This window comes from Flavobacterium piscis, assembly GCF_031457575.1.
Taxonomy (GTDB): domain Bacteria; phylum Bacteroidota; class Bacteroidia; order Flavobacteriales; family Flavobacteriaceae; genus Flavobacterium; species Flavobacterium piscis_A.
This window is the reverse complement of the sequence record NZ_JAVDWQ010000006.1, coordinates 1-26,206: the sequence shown is the minus strand read 5'-3', so window position 1 is coordinate 26,206 and position 26,206 is coordinate 1. Positions and strand designations below refer to the sequence as shown.

Genomic DNA, 26,206 nt, shown 5'->3' with positions numbered 1-26,206 from the left:
AATGTTTAAAAAACTTTTTGGTTCAGAAACTAATGACCAAGCACAGGATCAGGAAAATAATCAGTCTCCATTTTCAATTTCAACAGAAGATGATTTTGATAACGAATACCAGGAAACAGAATATGACCCTGAAACACTTCATGGAACCCACTATGATGTAGAAGATTTTGATGCCGAAGTAGAAAGAAGATCAGAAGCCTGGATTAAAGACGAGCGTGACAGCGGAGAAGTAATGGAGGATAAAGATGTAAAAAACACCTACACCAATTACAGAAGAGACGTTTATAAAGAATGGAACAATTGTGACAACGACCAGATGATTCGATTTGAAAATGCCAATTCCATGAAATATTCCGGGGTACAAACTTCTGGATTTGTAAAAACAACTAATGACAATCCGTATTTAGAACCCGTACATGGCATTTCTCTAAAAGATTATACCGCAATGTGCATTAAAATGAGTTCCGGTGTAGATTATACCGAAGTTTGCAAAGCAATGGGTATTGAGCCGGCAATCTGGGAAGAATTAAATACCATCTGGCCACAACGTATGGCTGAAGACACCTCTTTTACTGTTACCACTTTGTTTGGTCAGTATTATGCTGAGAATCCTGTACTTCCACAATTAGAAAACTTACAAGCAGCAGTTTCTGAAGATGGAGCCACAAATCTTGAAAAATTAAAAACAGATCGTTATTTCTACGAAGAACTGGCCGGTGCAAGACAGGCAGCCTACGATTACGGAATGGACGGTGCACAATGGATACTTGATACTTACGGAATCAATCTTGCCGATTTTCAGTCCGTTGCCATGCAGTGGCTGACAGAGCAAAATCAAAACTGGAATTCTGAAGAGATTACGGAGTTTTCAAACTACCAACAGGAAAAACAAAAAGAATATGCTGCAAGATTTGCTGCCGAGCAAGGCGGAAATATAGCTGATGATATAACATTTTAGTTCAGTTTCCAAAAATTATTAAATCCGGTTTGTGATAAGCAAATCGGATTTTTTTATGACATGCCCCGCAGAAAAAGCGGGTCGGGCTGTTCGCTAAATCTTTTGTTCCGTTTCTCTTCACGAAAGGATATCGCTGCTGTCTCTCATGCACAGATTTTCAAGAAACATATTTATAAACAAGTATAAATTTTCGAAAAAGTTAGAAAGCAATATTTAAAACCAAAAAAGTATGGCATCTGCCGGACAATGAAGTCAATCGAATGCATTTTAGGATTCCCGAAACGTGTCTCTCATTACCTTCAGAGGAAAGTATTTCAGGCTATTCAAAAATTTAATTATTGGTTAGCCTCAAAACGGTATAGTCACAGTACAATAAAAACATATTCGGAAGCTTTAAAATCTTTTCTAATTTTTCATCGTGAATTATCTATTTCCGAAATTACTAATGAAGATGTCATTACATATAATAATGAGTTTATTTAAAAAAATAATATATCTTCTTCCTACCAAAATCAGATTGTAAATGCTATCAAGTTATTCTTTAGTACTATTGTAACTAAACCACTCTGCACTGAAAGTGCAGAGGTTTGGTTGGCAGACTGAAAGTCTGCAAGGTTGCAATACTTATTTATTAGCCACAAATTACACAAATTTTCACAAATTAATTAGCGCTAATTTGTGTAATTTGTGGTTAAAATATTTTTAGAAGCTAAAGCTAAATGCACTAAAGTGCATAGTTTTAAACTATTTCTGAGACCAATAAAAAAATAGAAGTTGAAAAAATTCATCGTCCCAAACGCGAAAAGAAATTACCGAATGTTTTAAGCAAAGAAGAGGTAAAACTAATTTTGAATGCACACAGCAATCTGAAACACAAAACAATGTTGAGTTTAATTTACAGTTGTGGCTTGCGATGTGGTGAATTATTGGCCTTACAACCAGTTCACATCGATTCTAAAAGAAACATTGTATTAATCAGAAACGCCAAAGGCAAAAAAGACCGAATTGCCCCTTTGTCTCCAAAAATATTAGAAATGCTTCGAGAGTATTACTCCTCATTTAGACCCACAAAATATTTGTTTGAAGGAGTAATTCCTGGCGAACCCTATTCAGAAAAAAGTCTGCAAAGTGTATTAAAACAAGCGCTCAAAAAAGTTGGCATAACAAAACCTGTAAGTTTACATTAACTACGCCATAGCTTCGCTATCCATTTGCTTGAAAGCGGTACTGATTTAAGGTATATTCAAGAATTATTAGGTCATAATAGCAGCAGAACCACCGAAACTTACGCACACATTAGTACGAAAAGTATTCAACAAATAAAAAGTCCGTTTGATAATTTATAGAATTAATATTTTATATTTGAAAATAAATAAACACTGACATTTGTCAGACATAGCCACCAAATTTAGGAGTGATAAGTCGGACATCGTCAGACCTATATGCTAGTTGTACGCAATGCAAAAAAAAATGAACTAACAAATGACTACTGAAACACTAATTAAATTCTATAATAATAACGAAATAGATACTGTAAAAGCATATCTAAATATAGTTATAGACAACATTAAGGAAACTTCAAAATTAGTTTATAAATACTTAATGTACTTAGTTCTTATCCTTTTCGTATACTATTTATTGCAAGAAAGCACACTAACATCAATTAAATTCGGAATAATAGACATAACAGATTTAAAAGTTGTTAAAATATTTACTCCTCCAATTTTCGCAATAGTATATTTAATTGTATTTGTTGGAGAATACAGAAGAGAACATTTAATGCATCAAGCAAAAGTTCTCTTTAATATGATTAACAAAACTGAACTAAATTTAGATGATTTGGATAGACATTATTTTAATGATTTTAATATATCATATTTACCTTTTTATCTGCCTGCTGAATTAAATCATAAGATGAGAAATTCTTGGTTTTGGGACTTTGTAAGTGTTTTGACTTTATTTCTTTTATATTTAGTTTTAAGTTCTGCACTTTATGTCTTTGAATTTTACATATTAAAGGAGCTTTTTGAATTGTGGAATGATAGCTTTCTAGTTAAAACTGTTTTTGTTATAACTTGTATTTTAGTATTCATTTCATTTTATTTTTCTTTTAAAATTGTACTGAAAAAACAAAGGGAAGTGAAAGAAGATAAAGAATTTTGGCGATTAAGAAATTTAGAACAAAACGAGTAATAAAGCACAGCGTACAACACACGTTTGTGGCTATTGCGGAATTTAGTGGAATTATCGTTTTCAATTCGTATTTTCGTTTAACCGAAAATACTCGTCTTCGAAGTCCGCAACAGCCACAAGCGCGAGAACGTTGTGTGCAATTTTAAAGACGAACAGATTTCTGAAAGAACTATAGAAAAGGAAACGGAATTTTTAAAAATATTAAGTCAATGAATATATTTAACAGAAAACCTAAAAAGGCTCAATTTATTATTGAACACGAAAATAGACTAGCAAACTATGCAAAAAGTGTTAACGGAATACAAGAGTCGATTTACAAAGATGGTTTAATTAGCGCTGGAAATTTATACACGCTTATTGCTTATCATTATTGGTTTGCATTCTCTTCATTTTATACTAATTTAAGAGTAACTAACTCATTAGAAATGATTTCATTCGAAGATGCTGTAAAAAAATACTCTGACATACATACAGACAGAATCAATAAAACATATAAATATTTTATGGAAGAATATGAAGATAAGCCTGTGAGTGCTCAAGCAAATGGATATCTTAAGATTTTATTACAAGAATTAACAGAACAATCAACAGCATCTCTTAACGATGATTTATATGGAAGTGTAGATATTCTCTCGTTGATGAAATAAAAGAGTAATAAAAAACTGCACACAATAGCCGTTTCTCGCAATTGCGAATTTTGCTGTAAGTTCACATTTACGTTTCGCAAGAAATTTTATCTTTAACGGAAAATATAAAGTTCCGAAGTTCGCAACTGACGCCAAGCCCCGAAATGTTACCTACAATCTAAAAAAAACTATGTTTTCAGAAATTTCCAAATTCTTTAAAACTGAATACCCACTGGATGAACACGGATTGGAGGAGCTATTTTCTTTATTTAAAGTAGATAATTATGATAAAGGAAGTTTAATACTAAAAGCAGATACTAAGGAGAATAAACTCAGATTTCTTAATAAAGGTTTAGTTAGAGAATATTACTCTAATCAAGAAAAAGAAATAAATATCAATTTTTATGTAAAACCTCAGTTTATATCTGACTTATTATCTTTTAGTCAAAACTCTAACACCAGAAAAAATCAGGAATGTCTTACTGATATACAAGTTTTAAGCATAGAACGACATTCTTTCTTTGATTTGCTAGAAAAATACGAATGTGGAAAATCCATTGTTGAATCCTCTTTTAAAAAATTATTAAATCAAAAGGAAATGTTAGACTTTAATCGAACGACCAAAACACCTGATGAACTTTACAAAGAGTTATGCGTGTACAAACCTGAGTGGCTTCAGTTAATTCCTCAATATCATATCGCCTCTTACATAAATATAACACCAGAAACACTAAGTAGAATAAGAAAACGTACTTCTTGATTTGAATCAATGGAAATTAAGTTTATAAAATAGAGATTTGCATAAATATTTATACTATGTTAAAAATCCATCAAATCAGGAATGCAACAATGATTCTTGAAACGGAAAAAGAGGTTATTTTAATTGACCCGATGCTAGGAAAACAAGGAATTATGCCAAGTTTTACACTTTTTAGACATAAAGCCAGAAGAAACCCTACCGTTCCACTGCCTAAAAACATCAATTTAATACTTGAAAAAGTCACTCATTGTTTAATAACACATCAGCATCCTGACCACATAGATAGTAAAGCAATACAATTCCTGACCAAAAAAAACATTCCTGTTACTTGTAGCCTAAAAGATGAAAAGGCATTTAAGAAAAGAGGCTTAAATGTTGTTCAAACATTAAAATATTGGGAAAAACAAGCTTTTTTAGGAGGTACTATTGAAGGCATCCCAGCCAAACACGGGTATGGATTTGTTTCTAAATTAATGGGAAATGTAATTGGGTTTTTTATCAAACTTCCTAATCAAAAATCAATCTACCTAACTTCAGACACCATATACACGGATTCGGTTGACGAAGTACTGTATAATTACAAACCTGAAATTAGTGTTTTGGCTTGTGGGGCTGCTCAATTCGATATTTTCAAGCAACTAATTATGAATGTCGATGATATTATAAAATTTGTAAGAAACTCATCCGGAAAAGTTATTGCAAACCATATGGAATCCATAAATCATTGCCCTTTGACTCGGGAGGAATTAAAAAACATATTAACAAATAATGAATTAATAGATAAAGTTTCTATCCCTGAAGATGGAGAAATACTAGAAATAGCCAGTAGGTAACAGCGTGTATTCCCAATGGCAGGGAAAGTGCCAGCCTGAAAGTTTTGGAATTTCAGCTATCTTAGTGCTTAACCGAAAGATAAGAGTATAAAATCCGCCACTGGGCATACACGCAAACGTTATCGCTTATAACTTTAAAAATCAGAATCTTGACGAAAATATTCCGATATTTAAAACGTATAAGTAGAAGTTCTAATTTTATATAAAAAAGCATTTTATATTAGCTTTTTCAAAGTTAAAAATACTCAAAATACAAGTCTCGCACAATTTGCAAATTTAGGAGATTAACCTATTTTATAATATTTTCGTATAGGCGAGAATATTCACCTTCATAAGATACTAACTGAGCGAGACGCTGAAACATTAGTATTAATTTGGAAACCATCTATCAATCAAAGTTTTTATTTCCAATTTCGCTTTTTCAAGAATTGAATTTAATTGGTCTCTATTTTGGTCAACCCCAAAAGCTGAAATCTGTTCTGAAGAGATACCCATAAAATCAAAATTTTGTTTTATTGTAGATGAAGCAAATTCCTTGATATTATCGGAATTATTATAATCGAATCCACTAACTACTATTGATAAAGCCTTTTTATCTTTACAAAGACCACTAAAACCTGTTTCAGGGCTAAAAGAAAATGTCTTATCACTAACGACAATAGCATCTATCCAAGCCTTTACTGTTGCTGGCATTGTAAAATTGTAAATAGGAAAAGCCAATACAATATTATCAACTGCAATAACTTCATCTATAAGTTTATGATGATTAGATAGAGTTAAGAGTTCTATTTCTGAAAAGTCTCTTTTACCCATATTCCATTCCATTATTAAATTCAAATTTTTCTCTAATAATAATTCTGGTGGAGTTTCAGCTAAATTTAAATGTTTTATTTCTGTTTTTCCTTTTGCTAGTTCCACAAACTCATCAAATAAAATTTGGGTGTAAGAGCCTTTTCTAGGTGTATAATTTATTACTAATGTTTTTGTCATTTTTTCTTTTTTTTTTACAAATATAGAGTCAACACATTGATAATTTTAATTATTTTTGTTTACTTATTTATAATATATGTTATGATTAATTTAGAATGGTTGAGAACTTTTAGCGCTATATATGAATGTAAAAATATAACAGAAGCTTCAAAAAAATTAAATATGACTCAACCTGGAGTTAGTAAACATTTATCTGCCCTAGAAAGCCATATTGGAAAAAAAATATTTGAAAGAACTACTCGGAAATTAGCACCTACCGAATATGGGAAATTTTTATATTCACAAATTAATAATCCATTAAATGAATTAGAAAAAGTAGAGTATTATTCAAGTCAAAGAACAAAAAAACAACGATCTGCAATAACAATTGGTTGTACCACAGACTTTTTCAAGAAAGAATTAATTCATCATATTTATACTTTTGAGATGTATATAGTGGCCCATTTTGGAAATGAAAAAGAATTGATTGAAGCTCTTGAAATGGAAAAAATTCAATTATTGGTTGGAATAAAAAAACACGATACTTACGACCATCAATTCACATACATAAAGAATGAAGAGTTAGAATTAATTTGCTCCAATTCTATTGTTATTCCAGAGAATATTGAAAAAAATGATAAGCAATTCATCACATGGCTACAAAAGCAAACTTGGTTTACATATGACAATAACCAAAATGATATAAAAAAGTTCTGGGATTCTAGATTTAATACTAATCCTAAAATAGTTCCAAGATATATTTTACCCTCTTATTTGGACATAATAGAAACTTTAAAAAATAATAGCGGATTTAGTATAGTTCCTAAACATTTATGTGATGAAGAGTTAGACAAAAATTTAATTAAAACACCAATTAAGTCTTCTAAAATAATAGAGCAAAAACTATTTTATTCATTCAAGCTGAAGAATAATAACTTGAAAGAAATTAACCTTTTTATAGAGAAGATGAAAAAAACTAATTTACCACCTTATTAAATTAGTTTTTAAGAACACAACTAATATTATATGAACATTAGAAATTAAAATATTGAAAAATCAAACACTTAACTAATATTCGTTTGAGAATACTAAATTTTAAAAGCATTTATCTCCTATTTTGAAAACTTAAAAGTTTTTTCAAAGCTTATTAATATTTGTTTTTCTTTAGCCGACAATTCTCAAGACAATTCTCAAGACAATTCTCATCTAAAACATAAAAGACAATTTAGAGAATAAAATAGAAGCGGTAAAAGTTTGCGCATATTGTTACAAGCGCTAACACACGTTTGTGGCTATTGCGGAATTTAGTGGAATTATCGTTTTTTAATCGTATTTTCGTTCAGCCGAAAATACTCGTCTTCGAAGTCCGCAACAGCCACAAGCGCGAGAACGTTAGTGGCTAGTTTGGCGCAGAGTCAGGCATCTAACGCAACAAAAAAGAAACATGCTTCTACACAAAATTTAAAAAAATGAGTGAAATAAAAAACTATAAAATTGAATTTGTTGAAAGAACTAAAGATTTGCTTAACGATAATTTTTCTTACTTTGAAAACAAAGACAAAGAAGTTACATTTTTACTCAATTGTTTGCTTGGACTAATTATAAATGTTTCAGAAAACGAAAAAAAATCCAACATAGCTCTTAAAGGAAAAATTGATGACGCATTTTTATCCAATCTACCGAACAAAATTGGATTCACAATTAAAGGTTCAGGTAAAAACGAACTTACAAACGATAGTTTAGCTGAAATAATGACTAAAGTGGGACACAAAAATGACCTACGAAATTGCACTAAACTATGGTTTGTAAATAAAATGAGAAACGGAATTGCTCATCAAAATATTGAAGGTATTAATGAAAATGGTAAATGGATTGGATTAAAATTGTGGAATACAAACAATGACTTAATAGATTTTGAAATAGTCTTTACAATAGACGAATTAAAAAAACTTGCGCTTAAAATTGCAGACGATTATTTAACATCGACCAAACCAAAAAATGACAAAAAGAAAACCAGCCACTAACACACGCTACAACGGATTTGGGCAATTGGCTTAATGGAAAGTTGGTTTTGTATTTGGAAGATTTAGCAAATCCGAAAATAGGGCTTAATTTAGTCCCAAACCCGCTGTAGCGCGAGAACGTTGGCAGTAATTATCATAAAGAATGCTAAAAAAAAGACTATTTATATTATCAATTTTAATGTGTTTTTCTTTTTCATTTGGAAAGGAGAAGCCAACTATTGTTACAAAACAAATCAAAAATGATACAATTGTAATTAAAATAGAACAGCCCAAAATAGTTGAGAATACTAAAGTACCTGAAAAATATATGGGTTACAATTTAGAAGAATGGAAAACTTTTTCAGTATTCTTTATTCCTTTATTTGTTCTTTTTATAACAAACTTAGTCACACTTGGAAAAATCAGAAAAGAAACAAAAGAATCAATTAGAAAAGAGTTAATCCTTACTTTAATTAAAAGCAAAAAAGAGCAATTGGAAAAATATTATGACCCAATAATTGCATATTTATCTATTAATGAAAGTATTTTTAGTTCATTTGGTCCAAAATCTTTTCCAGATGACGATATTAAAAAAGAAGTTTCTGCAAATCTTTGGCTTGGAATGAGAGAAACAATAATTGTTGAGAACAATTCTAAAATATCTGAAATAATCAAAAGTTATTCACACCTTATTTCTTCAAACGATGACTTGAACATATATCTTAATTTTATAAAACACACAACATCGTATGAACATTTTATTAAAAACCCAAGTGAAAGGCATTCAGAATTTCCTTATCCTTCTAATATTTTGGAAACAACTATAAAAAGGCGTGAAGAAATCATACACGAAATACACTCCATTGAAAGTAATGTAAAAACTATCTTAGACGACCTTAAAAACTAAAAAAAATGCCAGCAAAATATCTAAAAAGTATACTAATCGAAAAACCAGTTATTTCAGAAGTAAAAATACTGAGTGAATTTATGCTTAGTTTTTCACTTAAATCTTCATCTAAAAATTACATTGTTTATACACCAACAAGTAGTGAATATCTTGTTTCTTCAGATGTCGTGACAAAAGCTATTGAAAAAGGAGCAAACTTAGTTATTTGTGAACCTTGGTGTCAAATAACAGGCGAAGGATATAAAACAGCCGAAAATGGGCATAAAATAAGTGTCTATCCATTGAAAACATTTATAAGAAAGATTATGAGTAATGAAGAACTCTGAAAAATACCATAAATGGATTTCTAAAAATATAAATACTGAACACTTTTTTTTAGCATTTATTTTTGGTTCAGTAGCAAGAAATGTTGAGAAACCAAATGACTGTGATTTATTTTTGGTCACTAAACATAAAACAAATTCAGATTTATGGAAAACTATGAGGTTAGAAAATGAGAACTTAAAAAATAATTTTTTCGAATGTTTCGATTTAGAATTATCAATTCAATTATTTTCAAAAGACGAATTTAACGAAGAATTAAGTTTTATAAAATTAACTTTAGAAAGGCAAAAAACATTAATAATTGACGAATTAAACATAAAATAACTACTGCCAACACACGCTACAAGCAATTTGGGCATTTTGCTTAATGGAAAAATTGGTTTGTATTTGAAAGATTTAGCAAATCCGAGAGATAAGATTTAATCCCAAACTGCGTGTAGCGCGAGAACGTTAGCGGTCATTGTAACAGACAGACGACATAAAATAAACGGGGAAGCTGAAAACCGATTAGAGTAAGCATAAAATTAAAAGAAAAAATAAAATTATGGGAAAGCACTTTTATGGAACAGCTCCTCAAAAGAGTGAGGCAATGAACTTAGCAACTTACTATGCGAAACATTACAAAGATGGGGTTTGCTACACTCCTTCCAAAGAATCATCTTGTGTTTACAATGAAACAACCCAGATGTGGACTTGCATGGCTGCTGGACATCATCACATGGGTAGTTGTGGAAGAAATGAACTTGATACACAGAGAGGAGAAAATATAAGAAGAGATAGGGACAGACCTGATGTTGGTGGTGGAGGTCATAAAAATGCTCAGCCTATCTTTAAAGAGGATTCAGAAATTGAGAAAGAGGACTATATGGATGCTTCTCAAGAAGATTATTTTGAAAACAAAACCGACATTAAATAACATAAGTTACTAAAAAATAATAAATTAGAAACAAAATTAAAATGGGAAAAGTATTTTATGCATCAGACAAAGACAAAGTAATTGCAGGCAGAATGGCAAACAATTTAGCAAGACGCTACAAAAAAGGCGTATGCTGGACACCATCAAGAGAAAAGAACTGCACGTTAGACTCAAACACAGGACTATGGACTTGTAGGTCTTCAGCCCACCATCATTATGGAAGCTGTGGGACTTATGAAATTACTCATGGTGGTCGTGGAACAGAATGGCAACTTGGTTGGACTTGGGAACACGATTTAGGAGGAAACTTAAAGAACAATCCGCCAAACAATTTAGTAGCATTTGAAGAATACACTCCAGGCAAAGAGGAATTTGAAGATGCAACACCAGAAGACTATCTTGACATGGTTGAAGAAGAGAATTAGAAAGCGAAAAACAACGAACCGCTAACAGCACCTACACGCAAGCAGGGTTTTTTACTTCGTGAAAATAATTTTTGTAATTTTGACGTTATGTTTACTCAATATCATTTTTACTTATATTACCCTGCCTGGCGTGTAGCTGCAAACCGTTAGGCAACATTTAAGAAAAACTTCGAATGTCAAAACTGAAAAAGAACAGAGAAAAACTTAACTTGACACAGGAAGAACTTTCTGATAAATCAGGGATTTCTATAAGAACCATACAACGTATTGAATCGGGGAATGAACCAAAAGGACAAACACTTAAAATATTAGCGAAGACCTTAGGAATAAAAGAAAATGAATTGCTTGAAAAAGAAGAAGCCCAAATTGAAATTAACTCCACCTTAATAAAGATTATCAACCTTTCTTCATTGCCTTTCACTATAATCCCACCTGCAAATATTATTATTCCACTTGTTATAATGTTTGCCAAAAAGCAATTTAATCCATTGGCAAAGCAAATTGTTTCCATTCAAATTTTATGGCTAATCTTTGCTGTTATTATATTTATGCTAAGCTCCTTTATGAAAAACTGGTTTTCACTTGGAGGTAATTTTATTCTGGTTGTTATGATTTTATTGGTTTTGTCAAATGTGTTAATCATCATCAGAAATACGGCAGAGATTGACAAAAAAGGGAAACTATTTTTCAGACTGAATTTCAGTATTATATGAGCCTCTCTCGAAAATGGCGGAATATTGTCAGGATATTGGCGGGTAAATTTTAAAGGGAAAATTATCAGTTATCGCATTTTTGCAGAAAAAAATTATTAAAGATGACAAAACAAATTTTCTTTAGTGTAGCTTTTCTTGCTTTATCTATTTTTAGTGTCAAGGCACAAACAGATAAAAATTCAGACTTATTTATTGAACTCAAAAAGCAAGACAGCATTTTCTTTGAACGTGGGTTTAACAAGTGTGATTTGGATTATTTAGAAAGTCGCATAACCGAAGATTTAAAATTTTACCACGACCAAAGTGGATTCCAAGATAAAAATGCCTTCTTTGAAAATACCCAAAAATTCATTTGTTCTGATTCAGAAAAAAAACCAATTCGTAAAGTAGATACAAATAGTTTGGAAGTATTTCCACTCTATAACAACGGAGAACTATATGGTGCCATACAGAAAGGAATTCATCATTTCTATTTAAGGGAAAACGGTAAAGAAGATTTATGGACCAGTACAGCAAAATTCACTCATATTTGGATTCTGGATAACGAGATTTGGAAATTAAGCGAAGTTCTGAGTTACGACCATCAAGACTCATTTGTTGAAAATTCAACAAATGATATTGAAAAGTTACTAAACGACAACAATGTTCCTACATTGGGAATAGGAATAATAGAAAACGGAAAATTGACCAAAGTTGACGTCTACGGAACATTGGATAAGCAAACAACTGCACCGTATAATACCATCTTTAAAGTAGCGTCTTTGACAAAACCCATTGTTGCCTTAACTTCATTAAAACTAATTGACAACGGATTACTGGAGTTAGACGAGCCTCTATATAAATATTGGATTGACCCGGATATTAAAAATGATAAAAGATATAAGAAATTAACACCTAGACTCATTTTAACGCACCAAACAGGCTTTCCAAATTGGCGTTATATGAATGAAGAAAGCAAACTTACTTTTCAATTTGACCCCGGAACAAAATTCCAATATTCCGGAGAAGGTTTTGAATACATGAGAAAAGCCATTGAAAACAAACTTGGCAAAAGCATTGAAGAACTTGCGAAAGAACTCTTATTTAACCCTCTAAAAATGTCGGATACTCACTTTTGGTGGGATTCGGAAATGGACGAAACAAGATATGCCCAAAACTTCAACAAGAACGAAGAAAAAATAGAAACCGTAAAATACTATGAAGCAAGTGCTGCGGCAAACCTTTTAACTACGGTTGTAGATTATGGAAAGTTTTTAGAATATATAATCAATGGAGCTGGACTTTCTGAAAATCTGTATCAAGAAATGATAAAACATCAAATAAAACTTAAAGAAAATGACTTCTTCGGATTGGGTTGGGAAATTCTAACTGATTTTAGCAATGATGAATTTGCTTTATTGCATACAGGAAAAGACCCTGGTGTAAGTACATTAGCAATATGGTTTCCTAAATCTAAAAATGGATATTTGATTTTCTTGAACGGAGATAATGTCGATAAAATTTATGAAGAATTACTGACCAAAAGACTTTATCTTGGAAATGAATTGTGGAATAAAAGATAGAAAACGTTGCCTAACATTGTATAAGCGTAATGCGGGGTAAAGTACTAAATTCAAACGTATTGAATATTAACAAACATATTGGCAAACTGAAAGTGAAGTGCTTCTAATCCCGCACTACGCTTATACTTGACCGTTAGCGGATATTTTCGAGAAACTGAACGTAAAAAACAAAAAATGAAAGTACAAAATAGAGTTATTTATTATTTAGTAATGTTAACAATATATTGGTTTGCAACTTCATTTTTAATCTCATTAGACAGCGCACTACGGATAAACAAAGTATTTATAACTTTAGGTTTTGGATTTACTTTTATAAACATTATTTACTCATTTTCCATATTGAAGTGGACGATTTTACTAAATGTACTTTTCTCAATTGTTATTGCTTCATTAAGTTTATTTTTTGCTCTAAAATTTGGAGATTTACATATATTTTCAAAATATGACGCTTATGACATATTAACATCAATAATATGTAATGCATTGTTTTCGATTGTATTTTGGGAAATTGTATTTCAAGTAAAAACAAAAATGAACATAAATCAGAAAGATGAATAAGTTTCTAAAAATAATTGAAGACAGAAAATTAGCATTTAAAATCTCTCTATTTTATGTTACACTTGGAACTTTATCTGTTTGTTCAGTTTATCCAAAAGATTTATTTTATGGAGATTGGTCACTTTATGGATTACTATTAACATTTCCGGTATCAGTATTTAGTTTTGGTTTTAGGTATGCAGAATCAAATCTATTATATCCAGTTTTCATAATTCAATTTATAATGTTTTTTATAACTTTTTTTGTATTGAGTTTATTCATAAAAGACAAGAAAATAAATAACTAAAAAAACATCCGCCAACAGCTACAACGGATTTGGGCAATTGACTTAATGGAAAATTGGTTTTATATTTGGTACGATTTGGCAAATCCGAAAATAGGGCTTAATTTAGTCCCAATACCGCTGTAGTAGCGGAACGTTAGCACCAATATTATGACGACACTACAAAACATATTTAGCATCTTAACATTAACAGTACTTTGTTCGTGTAACAACTCTTCGACAAACAAAACTGAGGCAATCCAAAAAGACAGTATTGTTAGCGACACGATAAGTATTTCTAATCAAACAAGTGCCCTATCGACACTTGCAAATGACGAAGTAGAAGTTGACACTATTACAACCATAAAATTTAATGAGCTTTCAATTTCTATTAGTCGTTTAATCATTTATGACGAGGACAACAAAATTGCTCAAATTCAAAAAGACACAGTTGAAATCTACACTGAACTTGGAGAGACAATTGAAGGTCAACTTATCTCTATTTCAAGCGACCAACTTACTGGGTTGACAGTTGAGCAACGCTACGAAACAAGTGTAACAATTATGAACGAAGGTCCGCATTGCGACCTGACTGAGTGGAAACATTATTATTCCGACTGGAAACTATTACAAACGAACAGAAATGGACAGTTTATTTGTGACAAATACTCCGAAAAAGAATATGAAAAATTCCCAAAAATATCAATAGATGACTTGAAACAAAAAGTAAAAGAACAATGTGGAGACGAATGGCTTAAACTGGTAGAAAAAGTAAAAACCCCAACGGAATACCCAAGTGGCGTGAACATTAGTCGTTATTATTTGCGAGTAACTGGACAACGCAAGGACAACGGAAAAACCGTGACGAAATTGATAGTTATTGAAACACCAATGGGATGTTAACGGTCGAAAGAAATACTGGTGCTCACAGGCGTTTGGCAAAAAAGCAGGCTCAGTGGTTAATTGGACATTCTACCTCGCATCAACTTTTGTGCCGGGTTGACAGTTTAGTGCTTCGAAATCCGCTTCTTCGCCAAGCGCCAGAACGTTGTGCGTCATTTTAAATAAACAGAATGGTACTTGAAAAATATAATTCAAATTGGATTAAATATTTTACGGACATAAAACGTGAAATAGAAATCGTCTTTGGTGGGATTGAATACAATATCGAACACGTAGGTAGCACATCTGTGCCAAAATTAGATGCAAAGCCAATAGTTGACATTGATATTGTTTTTTCTAATATAGACGACTTTGAAAAAATAAAAAATAGATTAAAAAAAATAGGATATTTCCACAATGGAAATCAAGGAATTTTAGATAGAGAAGTGTTTAAAAGAAATGGAAATTTGAAAAATGAAATCTTGGACACAATATACCATCATCTTTATGTATGCTCAGTGAATAGCAAAGCATTGGAAAGGCATATCTTAAGTCGAGATTTTTTAAGAAAAAATGATTGGGCAAGGATAAAATACCAACAAATGAAATATGAAATGGCTGAAAAAGCTAATCAGGACAGAAAAAAATATCAAGAGTTGAAAGAACTGAATGTTAATGATTTCATTGATTCAATTATAGAATTAGAAAAAAACGAACGCACAACATCGGTTTGTCAATATGGCGGCTAAAGTGCTTCTATGAAACATTTGTGCAAGATTCAACATTAGTAATTCTATTGAAGTTTTGTGATAAAAATCCGCCACATCCAAGCACCAGAACGTTAGTGGTCAGGCTAAAAAAAAACAGACGAATGAAAACAAATTTAGTAATTATGGGAATTATATCGACAATATTAAGTCTAATTGGCTGTTCTGGAAACACAAAAAAAGACGACGGAAAACTCTCAAAAGAAACTGAAGAAAAACTTACTCAATCAATTGACGAGTTTAAAAACAGACCAATTTACAAGAAACTGACTGAACAAATAATTGACAGTACTTCTGATGATAATTTATTGCAGGTAGTTTTTGACTACTTATCGCAGAAACAATCAGCAGATTACAAAAATGAATTCGAAACTGTAATGAGTTGGAATAAATCAAAACAAGCAATTTATATGATTTGGGCTTTAGAATCAGAAGTTAATAATGGTGGTTATAATCAATTTTACTTTAATTCAAGTGGACAGTTTTATAAATATTTGCCCGATGCTTTAAAATTAGTTGGAGCGAATAAATTTACAGAATTGACAAAACGAGCTAATGAAACTTTTGAAAAAGAAAATCCAAAAATCACACAACATCAAGATGGAACTATAGAAGGTTTTAGTAAATCTTATGAAGACAATCCATTAAATAAGTTTGACAATGAATTTTACAAAGTTTACGAAACTGAAAATTTACAACAATTACAAGTTGATTTTATTAGAAAACATAAAACTAAATTTATCGACAACTGAAACATAAAAAAAAAGCCGAACCGCCAACAGCTACTACAACGGATTTGGGCAATAGGCTTAATGGGAAGTTGGTTTTGTATTTGGGATGATTTGCTTTGCCTGTTCGCTATCGCTCGGGTGGCAAATCCGAAAATAGGGTTTAATTTAGTCCCAAATCCGCTGTAGTACCGGGACATTACCAGAGATTTAAAAAAAAACATCGGAAATGAAATACATAATATTGCTTTTATTGATATTTATCTCTTGTGATAATCCGAGAAAAATTTATAATATGAAATCTGAGAAAAAAATTTCGAAAGAAAATGTTATTCAAAATATTTCAATTTTAAGAAAATGTGGATTCTTTGAAAAATTTGAAAAACTTAGCGACAAAGAAGTATTTGAACAGTTACACTCAAATAGAATTGATGAGTATTCCAAAATATTTGAAAAAAAATATGACCCTGGAATGGAATTAGACGAATTTGACTTGGCTTGCCTTGACAAACGCAAAATGATTTATTTAGATTTAGAATCTGATGTTTGTGCTGAAAACAATGTTTATGTAGACGTAATTAAAATGTTTTCAAAGCTATCAAATGGTTCGTTCAATCCTCAAAACATTTCAGAAAAATGGCAAAGTCCTTCTGGTTCAATTACAATAGAATTTGAACTAGACAATGAAATTATAAAATTTAATCCAAAATATTTAGACGATTGGTTGGACTCAAAAATATTTGAAATTTGTAAAGAAAAAATAAAAGCAAAGAAAACGAGAATTGTTGAATGTCTTGGCGAAAGTGAATATGGATATGGACAAAATATTGCTTTTATGAGAGTAACTGAAACTGAACAAAAAAAACTAAAAGACAATTACAAATATAAGTTCCGAGAATAAAACCTCTGGTAACAGCTACTACAACGGATTTGGGCAATTGTCTTAATGGGAAGTTGTTTTTTTTGGGATGATTGGGCAAATCCGAAAATAAGGCTTAATTTAATCCAAAACACGATGAGTACCAGAGAGTTGTGCGTCACTTTACCGAACAACACACTGACAAACAAAAACGTAAGAAAATCTATGGACAAAAAAGCCAAAAACATACTATTTAATACTTATTGGAAAAACGGTTGGATAGACGACAAAGAAAGGCAAACAAATCCAGAAGACTTTGAGTATGCAAAATCAAAAGGTATAATGTTTGAACCTTTGACAATTTCTCACAACGAATGTTTAGACAAAATTTTTGAAATTCTTCCGACAATATCAATTGACAAAGTTGCAACAGCTTTTTTAAGTAGTCTTTCCAATAGACGTTTAGATTGGCGTTCAAGTTTGGCTTCATATTTTATTGCGAAACAATTAGTTCCTCATAAATATACAAAAACATTAAGCGGACAAAGTTTTGGAAAAAATGGAGAAGTAACACACGAAAGTCATACTTGTGGAATTTGTAGGGAATTAAAATATGGAATCATCGGGGCAGAAAATTATAAAAATGAAGACCTAAATGTTTTGAATTTCGAAAGAATAAAATGGGGCGGAGTTAGACACGGACAACTTATCTATACACTATTTGACTTACAACAACTTCAAACAACAGAAAGCTCAAAACCATCAACAGAAGATATTGAGATTTTTAAAAACATTTTAGCAATAATAGAAAATTCTCAACTAAATGATTATCCAAGTGCATTAGAGGAAAACTTAACAACGGCAATAAAATCAACTAAAGACGAAAGAAAAATATTAATTGAAATTTTAGCTTGTATTGACATTCTTAAACCAACAACTTATGACAGACCAAGTAGAGGAAAAAATGATTGGACTTTTGTTGAATATTGGCGTGGAGAAGACAAGTATAACGAAGAAGCTATTAATAATTATTTCGGAAAATATATAACGTAAAAAAAAGCGAACGCACAACATCGGTTTTGCAATATTGGGGCAGATGTACTAAATTTGAGCATTTGGAATTCTATTGAACTATTGCACTGAATTGAACATTTGTATTTTGAATTCCCCAACATCGCAAAGCCGAAAACCGTTGTGAGTCATTATAACCATGCAAACCATGAACTCGAAAAAGATTACACCATTTATTATTGCATTGCTTGCCATCACAAATTTAAGTTGCCAAAAAGAAGTTAAGGCTTTTAAAAATTCCTCAATCGCAAATGAACCAACACTGAAACTAAATTCAACAGTGTTTATTTCAGAATCAAAAGTTCCTGTGCAAAATGATTTTATATCATATAATTATGAAAGTGAAATCTTTGGTAAGGAGACACGTATTCATAGGTTAGTTGCTAAAGAAAATGATGTTCTCGAAATTAAGAATGGCATAGTCTACGTTAATAAAAAGGACATAGATCAGGGTAAAAACTTTGTTCATTTCTACAAATTACCAAAATATCACTACTTAGATATTAAACAAAAAGAAAACATAATTGACCAATTTTATGCGGTTCCAGTTGGCAAGGATTCGGTTAACGCGTTACTTCCTGACCTAGTAGCAGAAAAATATAACTTGAAATCCAAAAGGCAAATAAAAAAGCAAGGAATTGCGGATATTTACATAAAAAAGTTATACCATAAAGACTGGAATGAAGATAACTTTGGACCTTTAACAATTCCAAAAGGAAAAATTTTTATTATCGGTGACAACAGGCATAATTCTGAAGATTCGAGATATATTGGTTTGATAGACTTTACCCAAATTATAGGAACAGTAGTTGAGAATCAATAACGACGCACAATCGAGTAAATGGCTCCGCCAGAAACTGACGGAGTACACCTCTCACACCACCGAGAAATCCGCCCCATCGCCAAACCAAAAACCGGTAACTATAATTATAAATGAAAAACGCGTAAAATGAAAAAAATAATTTTTATAGTATTGACTTTATTTTCAATATCATCTTATTGTCAAGAAAATAAAATTGAAATGATTTCTAAATTTGATTATTCAGAAGATAATCGGGAGTATATAATGGAAAATTTTCTTGGAATCGAAAAACTCGATTTTAGTTTTATAAATTCAGAAAAATTAATTGGAAAAAATTTCAAAGTCACTGTACGTAAATATAAAAAAGGGAAAATTGAAATTGAAAAAGTTGTTATTGACACTAAGAAAGAAGGATTACCTACAATTAGAAAAGATTTTAAATTTTCTTTAATTGCCCAACATATATTAAACAATGAAAAAATAGCTTTTTTCTTTCCGGGGTTTTATAATAAACAGATTTTTGAGGTAAATAAAAAATTTAAAGATGGAACAATCTTACTCAGGGAAGTCACTGGTGGTGATGAAAAAATTGAGTTCGAAATTGGAAAAGAAACACAAATTGGTTTAATCACTCCGCCAAATGATAATCCAAACAAAGGTAATTTAGGTTATTGCGAAGTTTCTAAAGGAAATATTAATGTTGCTGAATGGTACGAAAAATATAAAATTTCTGAGTTTTTCTTAATCTACCTATCTATTGAAGAATAATAACTATTGCTAACCGCCTTTGGCTATAAGTCGGCTTAATTTAAAGTTGGTTTTGTACTTGAAATTAGTCATTAGCCGAAATTTAGGCTTACTTAATTCGCCACATCGTCAAGCTGTGAAACATTAGTCAGAACTTTAACAAACACCCAACAAATAAGCAAACATCATAGCAAGTTTGGTGATAAAATCCCCATCTGCACCAAACCACAAACCGTTATAAGCTATGTTAGACGACTACTTAACACAACAGCTTACAAGTCATTGGCATTGTCTTCTACCCGACCAACAAATGACACTAAAAAATAACTAAACGGACTGAAAGTCCATAGATTTGGCTGGCAGACTCAAAATCAGCAAGGTTGTAACTCTATTTATTAGCCACAAATTACACGAGCACTAATTAAATTGTGAAATTTGTGTAATTTGTGGCTAATATTTTTTTAGAAGCTAAAGTAAAATGCAGTTTTAAACTATCTCTGAGACCAATAAACACAAAAATCTTAATATAGAAGTCGGATTCGCATCAAAGTTAATAAAGTAATAAATATGAAAACAATAGAAATTAAAACCGACAAAGAACACACTATTACTGCAAATGTATATGAGGCAGAACAAAGTGGTGCTGTACTTATCATTTCGTCTGCGACAGGTGTAAAACAAGCGTTCTATAGAAAATTTGCAGAGTTTGTTTCTGCTAATGGCGTTTCGGTAATTACGTTTGATTATTTGGGTATTGGGCTTTCGTTGAAACAACCGATAAAACAATTACAAAATGATGCTTCTGATTGGGGCAAAGTGGATTTGGAAGCAATCATTAAATACGCCACAGAACATTATCCAAATTCAAAATTAACTTTGTTAGGTCATAGTATCGGTGGACAACTCATTGGATTGGCAAAATCTTCATCAGAAGTTCAAAAAATAATTTTAGTTTCTGCACAAAGTGGCTACTGGAAGTTTTGGAAAAATAGTGGTAAATTCAAGATGTGGGTAAATTGGCATATTCTTTTCCCTTTACTTATCAACACTTTTGGATATTTGCCGTCTAAGAAAGTAAGCGGTATGGAAAATCTACCTAAAAATGTAGCAAAACAATGGAGTAAATGGGGCAGAACACCCAATTATCTGTTTGATGATATCTCTGGGCAAGAATTGTTTTTTAAAACTATTTCAGTAAAAATACTTGCAATAAGTATAGAAAATGACGCATTTGCACCTAAAGAAGCCGTAGATTGGCTTGCTTATAAATATGAAAATTCAGAAATTAAAAGGGTACACTTAATGTCGAAAGACTACGCTACAAAAGAAATAGGACATTTTGGTATATTTCGTGAAAAGTTTGCGAATGATCTATGGAAATTATTTCTTAACGAAGTAGAAAAATAACAAATCCCAGCCCCATCTTAAAGACCTGTAAAAAATTGCCAGTTTTTAGAAGTAGCTATTTGCGACCTGCTAATTTCAAATAAAGGACAAAATAGGTATTGTGACAAACCCTGCGCAATTTTTCCCTAAAATAATAAATATCTCACCCTTACTCTGGCAAAGCCTTCTAATTTTATAGCAAATCTAATATGAATTTTTCCTGCAGAACTTTTATTACTTTACATTTACGCTGCACATTTTAAAGTTGTTGTTTTTAATGAATAGAGAAGAAAAAATCAATCACCTTCGTGAAAATACCGAATTTGATATTATAATAATTGGCGGAGGAGCTACAGGGCTTGGTTGTGCTGTTGATGCAGCCAGTCGTGGATATAAGACTTTGCTTTTGGAAAAGTACGATTTTGCTAAAGGAACCTCAAGCAGAACTACTAAATTAGTTCATGGCGGGGTGAGATATTTGGTGCAGGGCAATATTCATTTGGTACGCGAGGCTTTATTGGAACGTGGCCGAATGTTAAGAAATGCACCCCATGTTTGTCATAAATTAGGCTTTGTAGTGCCTGTATATAAATGGTGGGACAAATGGTATTATGGTTTTGGTTTATGGATTTACGAATTTTTATCGGCTAAATTTAGTTTGGGCAAAACAAAAATCCTTTCTAAAGAAAATACTTTAAAGCATTTACCTGATCTGGATTCAACTGATTTAAAAGGAGGTGTCCTGTATTATGACGGACAGTTTGATGATAGTCGCCTGGCAATCAACCTGGCTCAGACAGCAACTCAACATGGAGCTTTGGTGTTAAATTATTGTGGAGTCACTGATTTTATAAAAAAGGATGATAAGATAATTGGTTTAAAAGCAAAAGACGAATTATCAAATCAGGAATTTGTTATTAATTCGAAAACTATTGTTAATGCAACTGGTGTTTTTGCAGATGTTTTATTACAAAAAGCAGAAGGACATGAAGAAATAACAATAGCACCTTCGCAAGGGATTCATCTTGTACTCAATAAGTCGTATTTTGAAGGTTTATCTGCTATGTTGATTCCTAAAACATCTGATGGCAGAATTTTATTTGTGATCCCCTGGCATGACAAAGTAGTGTTAGGTACTACTGATACTCCTGTAAAAGAGGTAGTATTAGAGCCGAAACCTTTGGAAGAGGAAATCCATTTTATTACTAATCATTTTAATAAATACGCAAAGCATAAAATTGATTATGCTGATGTTAATAGTGTTTTTGTAGGTTTACGTCCGTTGGTAAAAGTAGGTTCTGAAAAAAAGACAGCCTTGTTATCAAGGGAACATATCATTAAAGTGCTTCCTTCGGGTTTAATTCATGTCGCAGGAGGCAAATGGACTACATATAGAAACATGGCTGAACAAACCATCAATAAGGCAATACAGGTTTCGAATTTAAAATTTGTTCGCTGTAAAACGCGGCGTCTGAAAATTCATGGTTTTACTAATAATAAAATCAAATCTCATTTAGCTGTTTATGGTTCTGATGCTGGTTTGATTCAACAAATGATTGCTGCAGATGTTTCTTTATCTGAAAAAATTCATTCTTCATATCCATATACAAAAGCAGAAGTAATTTGGGCTGTAAAAAACGAAATGGCTTTAACTATTGAAGATGTTTTGGCAAGAAGAATCAGATTGCTTTTTCTTGATGCAAGAGCAGCAATAGAAATTGCACCAACTGTTGCGGGAATTATGGCTTCTTTATTAGGAAAAAATACGGAATGGGAGAAAGAACAAGTAGTTACTTTTCAGAAATTAGCTCAGGGTTATTTGATACAATAAGACATTTGAAACCCTGACTTTCAAAACCTGAAGCAAAAAAATATTCTTACTTTTGATAGTATCAATTTCAAACACAAAGCTGTATGCAGGAAATGATTACCCTAAAAACATTTGATCAGGCTGCAGATTTGGCAAAGCCAAGACGCGTATTAAAATACGTTCTGATTTTTTGTACTTGTGGTGCAACCACTATTTCTGTAGATGAAAATGAATTTATACTGATAGAAAATTCGGTTTTGACGATTACTTCCGGACAGGTTCATTTTTTCAAAAACAGTAATAATGCAAAAGGATATATTTTGGAATTCACCTATAATTTCTTTTGTAAAGATGACAATGATATGGAATTGATTTTTCACAACGGTCTGTTTTGCCATTTTGCAATGAACGAAATGATACGTATTGATAACAGTCAAACGATTATTAACGAATTAGAAGAGATCAGAAAAGAATTGATTGAAATACCTTATCAATATCTAATCTCCATTCATAGCCGAATAGAATTGATATTAATTGAAATCAACCGTACTAAAATTAATCGGGGCGATGAAATTTACAAACCTGATGCCGTTTTTCTTCATTTTTTAGAAGCGATTTTAAAAAATTTCGAAAAGAATCTTTCTGTAGCTGAAATCGCTGCTTTGATTGGTACAACAGAATCTAAGTTAAATGAACTTTCAAAATTACACACCAACAAAACGGCACAAAATGTCATCTTCGGATTAATCATTTCTGAAGCAAAACGGCTTTTTACCTATGAAAAGTTATCAGTAAAAGAAGTCGCTTATGCCTTAGGTTTTAATGACCCTTTTTATTTTTCGAATTTTTTCAAGAAACACACCAATACCTCTCCAAAATCTTTCAAAGAAAAAGCGCTGAATTCTTAATTACATGCTTTTTCCAGGATTCTCTATTCTTTAGCAAGATTACTTGTAAGATCTTTGTATCAGTAATAATTACTAACAAAATAGTCTATGAAAAGATATCAGGATTTTGTCGTTTAGGTGTAGCAGTTCTAACTTTTCTATTTGCACTGGCCATGTCATTTTCCTTTGGTTTAAAAAGAACCTTTAGATTATTCCATGTTTGTATTTTCTATGGCAGTTTTTCTTTTGTCTACTATAGAAAAATACAGATGGAGTTTAGACCAAATCATTTTAAAAAATAACAACTAATTAAAGATTAATAAAAATGGAAAAACAAATCACAAAAACCAGCGAAATAAATTGGAAACCTCTGGTTGAAGAAAATGTAAAAACAGATGGCATTTTTGTAAAAACCTTATATTTTAATGAAGCAGTAAACAGATCCGCTACATTCCTGTTAAAATTTGAGGCCGGTGTCTCCTACCCGCTGCACAGTCATCCTGCGGGAGAAGAAATTTATGTTCTGGAAGGTAAAGTTCGCTCCGGAAAAGATGAATTAAAAAAAGGGGATTATTTGTATATGCCACCGGGAAGTACACATTCTGTATTTTCTAAAACAGGCTGTACTTTGCTGTTCAGGGTTCCGGAAGAAGTGATCATTTTGAAGTAGAACGATTTACTTAGATTTAGAATTTTAAAGCTATTGAGAACATTTGTTTTTGATGGCTTTTTTTGTGTAATGAAACCACTTTGTATTACAAGTAATGCTAAATAGTTGGTTTAAATACAACCAGAAAGAGCTGATTAAAATATAATTAGTTTTACTATAATTGGGTTGGTTTCCTTGTTTGATTTTTCCTATCCGGTAAACGAACATCTCAACTCAATAAATAAAGATCCTAAATTGGCTTCTTTAAACCAGTTTATGCATATTGGCCTAAATAAGCCAATCTTATTTTATAAATCAATATAATTGGTCAAAAAAGGACAATTAAACAAAAGTGGCTTTTTTTGACCATTTTATTTATATTTGTATAAAACTTATGATATGATAGCAGTTATTACAGGCGATATTGTTAATTCCAGAAAAGTAAATTCTGAAATTTGGCTTCCCAAACTTAAAGAATATTTTTTGGAAATTATATCTGACTCAGAAAAATGGGAAATCTACAGAGGCGACAGCTTTCAGATTGAAGTTCCTGTTGAAAATGCTTTAGAAATTGCATTATGCATAAAAGCGTTAATAAAATCTAACACTATCATTGATGCAAGAATGTCAATTGGAATAGGGGAAAAAGATTTTAAAGGAAAAAAAATTACAGAATCCTACGGAACAGCCTTTATTCATTCCGGTGAAAGTTTTGAAAAAATCAAAAATAATACCTTGATATTAAAAAGTCCATTTGATGCTTTTGATGAATATTTTAATCCTACACTAAAATTGCTTAGTTTTATAACAGATAACTGGAAACCAGTAACATCAGAAACCATATTCTATGCCTTAACCCACAAAGAGTTAATGCAGAAAGAAATAGCTCAAAAATTATCCAAAGACAGTACAACAATAAATAAAGCTTTAAAAAGGGGTGGTTATGACGAAATAATAGAAATTATAAACTTATATTCTAAAAAAATACTGCAATGCTTGAACTGATATTAAAAATTACTTTGGCGCATCTATTAGGGGATTTTGTATTTCAAACCAATAAAATGGTTGCAGATATTGATACTAAAAAACTAAAATCTAAATACTTATATCTACATAGTATAATTCATTTATTGCTGCTTTTAATAGTTACAAGTTTTGAAAAACAATATATTTTTCCTGGGATTGTATTAACTGTTTCTCATCTGGCAATAGATATAATTACAAAAATAATAATCAAGGATAAAATCAATGCTATAAATAATCTATTGATAGACCAAATACTGCATGGAATTGCAATAGCGGTATTTATTAATTATTTTCATGATTATAGAATAGATTATAATTTTATATTTAGTACTGAAAACTATCTATTCCTTATTTCTTTAGTAGCGATTACGTATGTTTCTGCTATTTTAATGAAAAAGATAATGCTCATCTTTGATTATCCCTTTCCTAATGACGGAATAAAAGAAGCTGGAAAATACATAGGAATGCTAGAACGCTTATTTATTTTTTTGAGTTACACACTTAATATCTGTTTTATGTCTTTTTGATATATCGGTTTGGCATTTACCATTCTTTCTATGGATTTATGAAAAATAGTTGTTTT

The 26,206-nt window shown here is 31.2% G+C and carries 30 protein-coding genes and 1 pseudogene; 30 read left to right on the top strand and 1 reads right to left on the bottom strand.

From position 1 onward, the window contains the following. Window position 1: 1 nt before the first annotated feature. The 7 genes and pseudogenes from J2W48_RS10205 to J2W48_RS10180 all read left to right on the top strand — a co-directional run bounded on the left by J2W48_RS10205 (window position 2) and on the right by J2W48_RS10180 (window position 5,370). Window positions 2-958 carry a DUF6620 family protein gene (locus J2W48_RS10205; RefSeq protein ID WP_310280920.1) on the top strand — a complete coding sequence of 319 codons (957 nt, stop codon included), beginning with the start codon at window positions 2-4 and terminating at the stop codon, window positions 956-958. A 246-nt stretch (window positions 959-1,204) separates the two neighbouring features. Next, complete coding sequence (locus J2W48_RS23090) at window positions 1,205-1,441, top strand: phage integrase N-terminal SAM-like domain-containing protein (RefSeq protein ID WP_409025172.1); 237 nt, start codon at window positions 1,205-1,207, stop codon at window positions 1,439-1,441. A gap of 263 nt (window positions 1,442-1,704) precedes the next feature. After that, a pseudogene (locus tag J2W48_RS10200) lies at window positions 1,705-2,304 on the top strand (tyrosine-type recombinase/integrase). A gap of 136 nt (window positions 2,305-2,440) precedes the next feature. Then, complete coding sequence (locus tag J2W48_RS10195; protein ID WP_310280918.1) at window positions 2,441-3,151, top strand: hypothetical protein; 711 nt, start codon at window positions 2,441-2,443, stop codon at window positions 3,149-3,151. 209 nt (window positions 3,152-3,360) lie between these two features. After that, window positions 3,361-3,798, top strand: coding sequence for a hypothetical protein (locus tag J2W48_RS10190; protein WP_310280916.1), 438 nt, complete (start codon window positions 3,361-3,363; stop codon window positions 3,796-3,798). 169 nt (window positions 3,799-3,967) lie between these two features. After that, window positions 3,968-4,537, top strand: coding sequence for a Crp/Fnr family transcriptional regulator (locus J2W48_RS10185; protein ID WP_310280914.1), 570 nt, complete (start codon window positions 3,968-3,970; stop codon window positions 4,535-4,537). Window positions 4,538-4,593: 56 nt separating this feature from the next. Then, window positions 4,594-5,370 (top strand): MBL fold metallo-hydrolase, encoded by a 777-nt coding sequence (locus J2W48_RS10180; RefSeq protein ID WP_310280912.1) that lies wholly within the window; start codon window positions 4,594-4,596, stop codon window positions 5,368-5,370. 369 nt (window positions 5,371-5,739) lie between these two features. Here J2W48_RS10180 and J2W48_RS10175 read toward each other — a convergent pair whose 3' ends face one another. After that, window positions 5,740-6,360, bottom strand: coding sequence for an NAD(P)H-dependent oxidoreductase (locus J2W48_RS10175; RefSeq protein WP_310280910.1), 621 nt, complete (start codon window positions 6,358-6,360; stop codon window positions 5,740-5,742). Between the two features lie 81 nt (window positions 6,361-6,441). On the opposite strand from J2W48_RS10175, the gene J2W48_RS10170 reads away from it, so the two are divergent. The 23 genes from J2W48_RS10170 (at window position 6,442) to J2W48_RS10060 (ending at window position 26,150) form a co-directional block, all read left to right on the top strand. Then, window positions 6,442-7,335, top strand: coding sequence for a LysR family transcriptional regulator (locus tag J2W48_RS10170; RefSeq protein ID WP_310280907.1), 894 nt, complete (start codon window positions 6,442-6,444; stop codon window positions 7,333-7,335). A 473-nt stretch (window positions 7,336-7,808) separates the two neighbouring features. Further along, window positions 7,809-8,363 carry a HEPN family nuclease gene (locus J2W48_RS10165; RefSeq protein WP_310280905.1) on the top strand — a complete coding sequence of 185 codons (555 nt, stop codon included), beginning with the start codon at window positions 7,809-7,811 and terminating at the stop codon, window positions 8,361-8,363. A gap of 142 nt (window positions 8,364-8,505) precedes the next feature. Beyond that, window positions 8,506-9,249, top strand: a complete 744-nt coding sequence (locus J2W48_RS10160; RefSeq protein WP_310280903.1) for a hypothetical protein — start codon at window positions 8,506-8,508, stop codon at window positions 9,247-9,249. Between the two features lie 5 nt (window positions 9,250-9,254). Next, window positions 9,255-9,575, top strand: coding sequence for a hypothetical protein (locus J2W48_RS10155; RefSeq protein ID WP_310280900.1), 321 nt, complete (start codon window positions 9,255-9,257; stop codon window positions 9,573-9,575). Continuing rightward, window positions 9,562-9,897, top strand: a complete 336-nt coding sequence (locus J2W48_RS10150; RefSeq protein WP_310280898.1) for a hypothetical protein — start codon at window positions 9,562-9,564, stop codon at window positions 9,895-9,897. Before J2W48_RS10155 ends, J2W48_RS10150 begins: the two co-directional genes overlap by 14 nt. Window positions 9,898-10,117: 220 nt before the next feature. Then, window positions 10,118-10,489 (top strand): hypothetical protein, encoded by a 372-nt coding sequence (locus tag J2W48_RS10145; protein ID WP_310280895.1) that lies wholly within the window; start codon window positions 10,118-10,120, stop codon window positions 10,487-10,489. A 41-nt stretch (window positions 10,490-10,530) separates the two neighbouring features. Continuing rightward, window positions 10,531-10,914, top strand: coding sequence for a hypothetical protein (locus tag J2W48_RS10140; RefSeq protein ID WP_310280893.1), 384 nt, complete (start codon window positions 10,531-10,533; stop codon window positions 10,912-10,914). A gap of 173 nt (window positions 10,915-11,087) precedes the next feature. Beyond that, window positions 11,088-11,627: a helix-turn-helix domain-containing protein gene (locus tag J2W48_RS10135; RefSeq protein WP_310280890.1), complete on the top strand. Its 540-nt coding sequence runs from the start codon at window positions 11,088-11,090 to the stop codon at window positions 11,625-11,627. A 101-nt stretch (window positions 11,628-11,728) separates the two neighbouring features. Continuing rightward, window positions 11,729-13,189 carry a serine hydrolase domain-containing protein gene (locus J2W48_RS10130; protein ID WP_310280888.1) on the top strand — a complete coding sequence of 487 codons (1,461 nt, stop codon included), beginning with the start codon at window positions 11,729-11,731 and terminating at the stop codon, window positions 13,187-13,189. Between the two features lie 174 nt (window positions 13,190-13,363). Continuing rightward, the gene (locus tag J2W48_RS10125; RefSeq protein WP_310280886.1) at window positions 13,364-13,747 is read left to right on the top strand and encodes a hypothetical protein; all 384 of its coding nucleotides are present in this window, start codon (window positions 13,364-13,366) and stop codon (window positions 13,745-13,747) included. 433 nt (window positions 13,748-14,180) lie between these two features. Continuing rightward, on the top strand, window positions 14,181-14,912 hold the full coding sequence (locus J2W48_RS10120; RefSeq protein WP_310280884.1) for a hypothetical protein: 732 nt from the start codon (window positions 14,181-14,183) through the stop codon (window positions 14,910-14,912). Between the two features lie 170 nt (window positions 14,913-15,082). Further along, window positions 15,083-15,640 (top strand): GrpB family protein, encoded by a 558-nt coding sequence (locus J2W48_RS10115; protein ID WP_310280882.1) that lies wholly within the window; start codon window positions 15,083-15,085, stop codon window positions 15,638-15,640. Between the two features lie 122 nt (window positions 15,641-15,762). Next, on the top strand, window positions 15,763-16,410 hold the full coding sequence (locus J2W48_RS10110; protein ID WP_310280880.1) for a DMP19 family protein: 648 nt from the start codon (window positions 15,763-15,765) through the stop codon (window positions 16,408-16,410). Window positions 16,411-16,615: 205 nt separating this feature from the next. Further along, window positions 16,616-17,287 carry a hypothetical protein gene (locus J2W48_RS10105; RefSeq protein ID WP_310280878.1) on the top strand — a complete coding sequence of 224 codons (672 nt, stop codon included), beginning with the start codon at window positions 16,616-16,618 and terminating at the stop codon, window positions 17,285-17,287. A 114-nt stretch (window positions 17,288-17,401) separates the two neighbouring features. Continuing rightward, window positions 17,402-18,298: a hypothetical protein gene (locus J2W48_RS10100; protein ID WP_310280876.1), complete on the top strand. Its 897-nt coding sequence runs from the start codon at window positions 17,402-17,404 to the stop codon at window positions 18,296-18,298. Between the two features lie 166 nt (window positions 18,299-18,464). Beyond that, window positions 18,465-19,139: a signal peptidase I gene (gene lepB / locus J2W48_RS10095; protein WP_310280874.1), complete on the top strand. Its 675-nt coding sequence runs from the start codon at window positions 18,465-18,467 to the stop codon at window positions 19,137-19,139. A gap of 126 nt (window positions 19,140-19,265) precedes the next feature. Continuing rightward, on the top strand, window positions 19,266-19,886 hold the full coding sequence (locus tag J2W48_RS10090; protein WP_310280872.1) for a hypothetical protein: 621 nt from the start codon (window positions 19,266-19,268) through the stop codon (window positions 19,884-19,886). A 546-nt stretch (window positions 19,887-20,432) separates the two neighbouring features. After that, window positions 20,433-21,272: an alpha/beta hydrolase family protein gene (locus J2W48_RS10085; protein WP_310280870.1), complete on the top strand. Its 840-nt coding sequence runs from the start codon at window positions 20,433-20,435 to the stop codon at window positions 21,270-21,272. A gap of 256 nt (window positions 21,273-21,528) precedes the next feature. Then, window positions 21,529-23,082, top strand: coding sequence for a glycerol-3-phosphate dehydrogenase/oxidase (locus J2W48_RS10080; protein WP_310280868.1), 1,554 nt, complete (start codon window positions 21,529-21,531; stop codon window positions 23,080-23,082). 83 nt (window positions 23,083-23,165) lie between these two features. Further along, a complete protein-coding gene (locus tag J2W48_RS10075) occupies window positions 23,166-23,969 on the top strand; it encodes a helix-turn-helix domain-containing protein (RefSeq protein WP_310280865.1) in 804 nt (267 codons plus the stop codon). A 304-nt stretch (window positions 23,970-24,273) separates the two neighbouring features. Then, entirely contained in the window at window positions 24,274-24,618 is a 345-nt protein-coding gene (locus tag J2W48_RS10070) for a cupin domain-containing protein (RefSeq protein ID WP_310280863.1), read from the top strand. A gap of 378 nt (window positions 24,619-24,996) precedes the next feature. Then, complete coding sequence (locus J2W48_RS10065) at window positions 24,997-25,602, top strand: transcriptional regulator (protein WP_310280861.1); 606 nt, start codon at window positions 24,997-24,999, stop codon at window positions 25,600-25,602. After that, complete coding sequence (locus tag J2W48_RS10060) at window positions 25,590-26,150, top strand: DUF3307 domain-containing protein (protein WP_310280859.1); 561 nt, start codon at window positions 25,590-25,592, stop codon at window positions 26,148-26,150. Before J2W48_RS10065 ends, J2W48_RS10060 begins: the two co-directional genes overlap by 13 nt. Window positions 26,151-26,206 lie beyond the last annotated feature (56 nt).

What these genes read in the sequence shown, in the direction of transcription:
- J2W48_RS10130 (WP_310280888.1), top strand. Translation starts at nt 11,729, where the DNA reads ATGACAAAACAAATTTTCTTTAGTGTAGCTTTTCTTGCTTTATCTATT.
- J2W48_RS10085 (WP_310280870.1), top strand. Translation starts at nt 20,433, where the DNA reads ATGAAAACAATAGAAATTAAAACCGACAAAGAACACACTATTACTGCA.
- J2W48_RS10090 (WP_310280872.1), top strand. Translation starts at nt 19,266, where the DNA reads ATGAAAAAAATAATTTTTATAGTATTGACTTTATTTTCAATATCATCT.
- J2W48_RS10110 (WP_310280880.1), top strand. Translation starts at nt 15,763, where the DNA reads ATGAAAACAAATTTAGTAATTATGGGAATTATATCGACAATATTAAGT.
- J2W48_RS10195 (WP_310280918.1), top strand. Translation starts at nt 2,441, where the DNA reads ATGACTACTGAAACACTAATTAAATTCTATAATAATAACGAAATAGAT.
- J2W48_RS10115 (WP_310280882.1), top strand. Translation starts at nt 15,083, where the DNA reads ATGGTACTTGAAAAATATAATTCAAATTGGATTAAATATTTTACGGAC.
- J2W48_RS10075 (WP_310280865.1), top strand. Translation starts at nt 23,166, where the DNA reads ATGCAGGAAATGATTACCCTAAAAACATTTGATCAGGCTGCAGATTTG.
- J2W48_RS10165 (WP_310280905.1), top strand. Translation starts at nt 7,809, where the DNA reads ATGAGTGAAATAAAAAACTATAAAATTGAATTTGTTGAAAGAACTAAA.
- J2W48_RS10160 (WP_310280903.1), top strand. Translation starts at nt 8,506, where the DNA reads ATGCTAAAAAAAAGACTATTTATATTATCAATTTTAATGTGTTTTTCT.
- J2W48_RS10100 (WP_310280876.1), top strand. Translation starts at nt 17,402, where the DNA reads ATGAGTACCAGAGAGTTGTGCGTCACTTTACCGAACAACACACTGACA.
- J2W48_RS10060 (WP_310280859.1), top strand. Translation starts at nt 25,590, where the DNA reads ATGCTTGAACTGATATTAAAAATTACTTTGGCGCATCTATTAGGGGAT.
- J2W48_RS10175 (WP_310280910.1), bottom strand. Translation starts at nt 6,360, where the DNA reads ATGACAAAAACATTAGTAATAAATTATACACCTAGAAAAGGCTCTTAC.
- J2W48_RS10125 (WP_310280886.1), top strand. Translation starts at nt 13,364, where the DNA reads ATGAAAGTACAAAATAGAGTTATTTATTATTTAGTAATGTTAACAATA.
- J2W48_RS10070 (WP_310280863.1), top strand. Translation starts at nt 24,274, where the DNA reads ATGGAAAAACAAATCACAAAAACCAGCGAAATAAATTGGAAACCTCTG.
- J2W48_RS10065 (WP_310280861.1), top strand. Translation starts at nt 24,997, where the DNA reads ATGATAGCAGTTATTACAGGCGATATTGTTAATTCCAGAAAAGTAAAT.
- J2W48_RS10155 (WP_310280900.1), top strand. Translation starts at nt 9,255, where the DNA reads ATGCCAGCAAAATATCTAAAAAGTATACTAATCGAAAAACCAGTTATT.
- J2W48_RS10105 (WP_310280878.1), top strand. Translation starts at nt 16,616, where the DNA reads ATGAAATACATAATATTGCTTTTATTGATATTTATCTCTTGTGATAAT.
- J2W48_RS10080 (WP_310280868.1), top strand. Translation starts at nt 21,529, where the DNA reads ATGAATAGAGAAGAAAAAATCAATCACCTTCGTGAAAATACCGAATTT.
- J2W48_RS10120 (WP_310280884.1), top strand. Translation starts at nt 14,181, where the DNA reads ATGACGACACTACAAAACATATTTAGCATCTTAACATTAACAGTACTT.
- lepB (WP_310280874.1), top strand. Translation starts at nt 18,465, where the DNA reads ATGAACTCGAAAAAGATTACACCATTTATTATTGCATTGCTTGCCATC.
- J2W48_RS10145 (WP_310280895.1), top strand. Translation starts at nt 10,118, where the DNA reads ATGGGAAAGCACTTTTATGGAACAGCTCCTCAAAAGAGTGAGGCAATG.
- J2W48_RS10170 (WP_310280907.1), top strand. Translation starts at nt 6,442, where the DNA reads ATGATTAATTTAGAATGGTTGAGAACTTTTAGCGCTATATATGAATGT.
- J2W48_RS10150 (WP_310280898.1), top strand. Translation starts at nt 9,562, where the DNA reads ATGAAGAACTCTGAAAAATACCATAAATGGATTTCTAAAAATATAAAT.
- J2W48_RS10190 (WP_310280916.1), top strand. Translation starts at nt 3,361, where the DNA reads ATGAATATATTTAACAGAAAACCTAAAAAGGCTCAATTTATTATTGAA.
- J2W48_RS10135 (WP_310280890.1), top strand. Translation starts at nt 11,088, where the DNA reads ATGTCAAAACTGAAAAAGAACAGAGAAAAACTTAACTTGACACAGGAA.
- J2W48_RS10185 (WP_310280914.1), top strand. Translation starts at nt 3,968, where the DNA reads ATGTTTTCAGAAATTTCCAAATTCTTTAAAACTGAATACCCACTGGAT.
- J2W48_RS23090 (WP_409025172.1), top strand. Translation starts at nt 1,205, where the DNA reads ATGAAGTCAATCGAATGCATTTTAGGATTCCCGAAACGTGTCTCTCAT.
- J2W48_RS10180 (WP_310280912.1), top strand. Translation starts at nt 4,594, where the DNA reads ATGTTAAAAATCCATCAAATCAGGAATGCAACAATGATTCTTGAAACG.
- J2W48_RS10205 (WP_310280920.1), top strand. Translation starts at nt 2, where the DNA reads ATGTTTAAAAAACTTTTTGGTTCAGAAACTAATGACCAAGCACAGGAT.
- J2W48_RS10140 (WP_310280893.1), top strand. Translation starts at nt 10,531, where the DNA reads ATGGGAAAAGTATTTTATGCATCAGACAAAGACAAAGTAATTGCAGGC.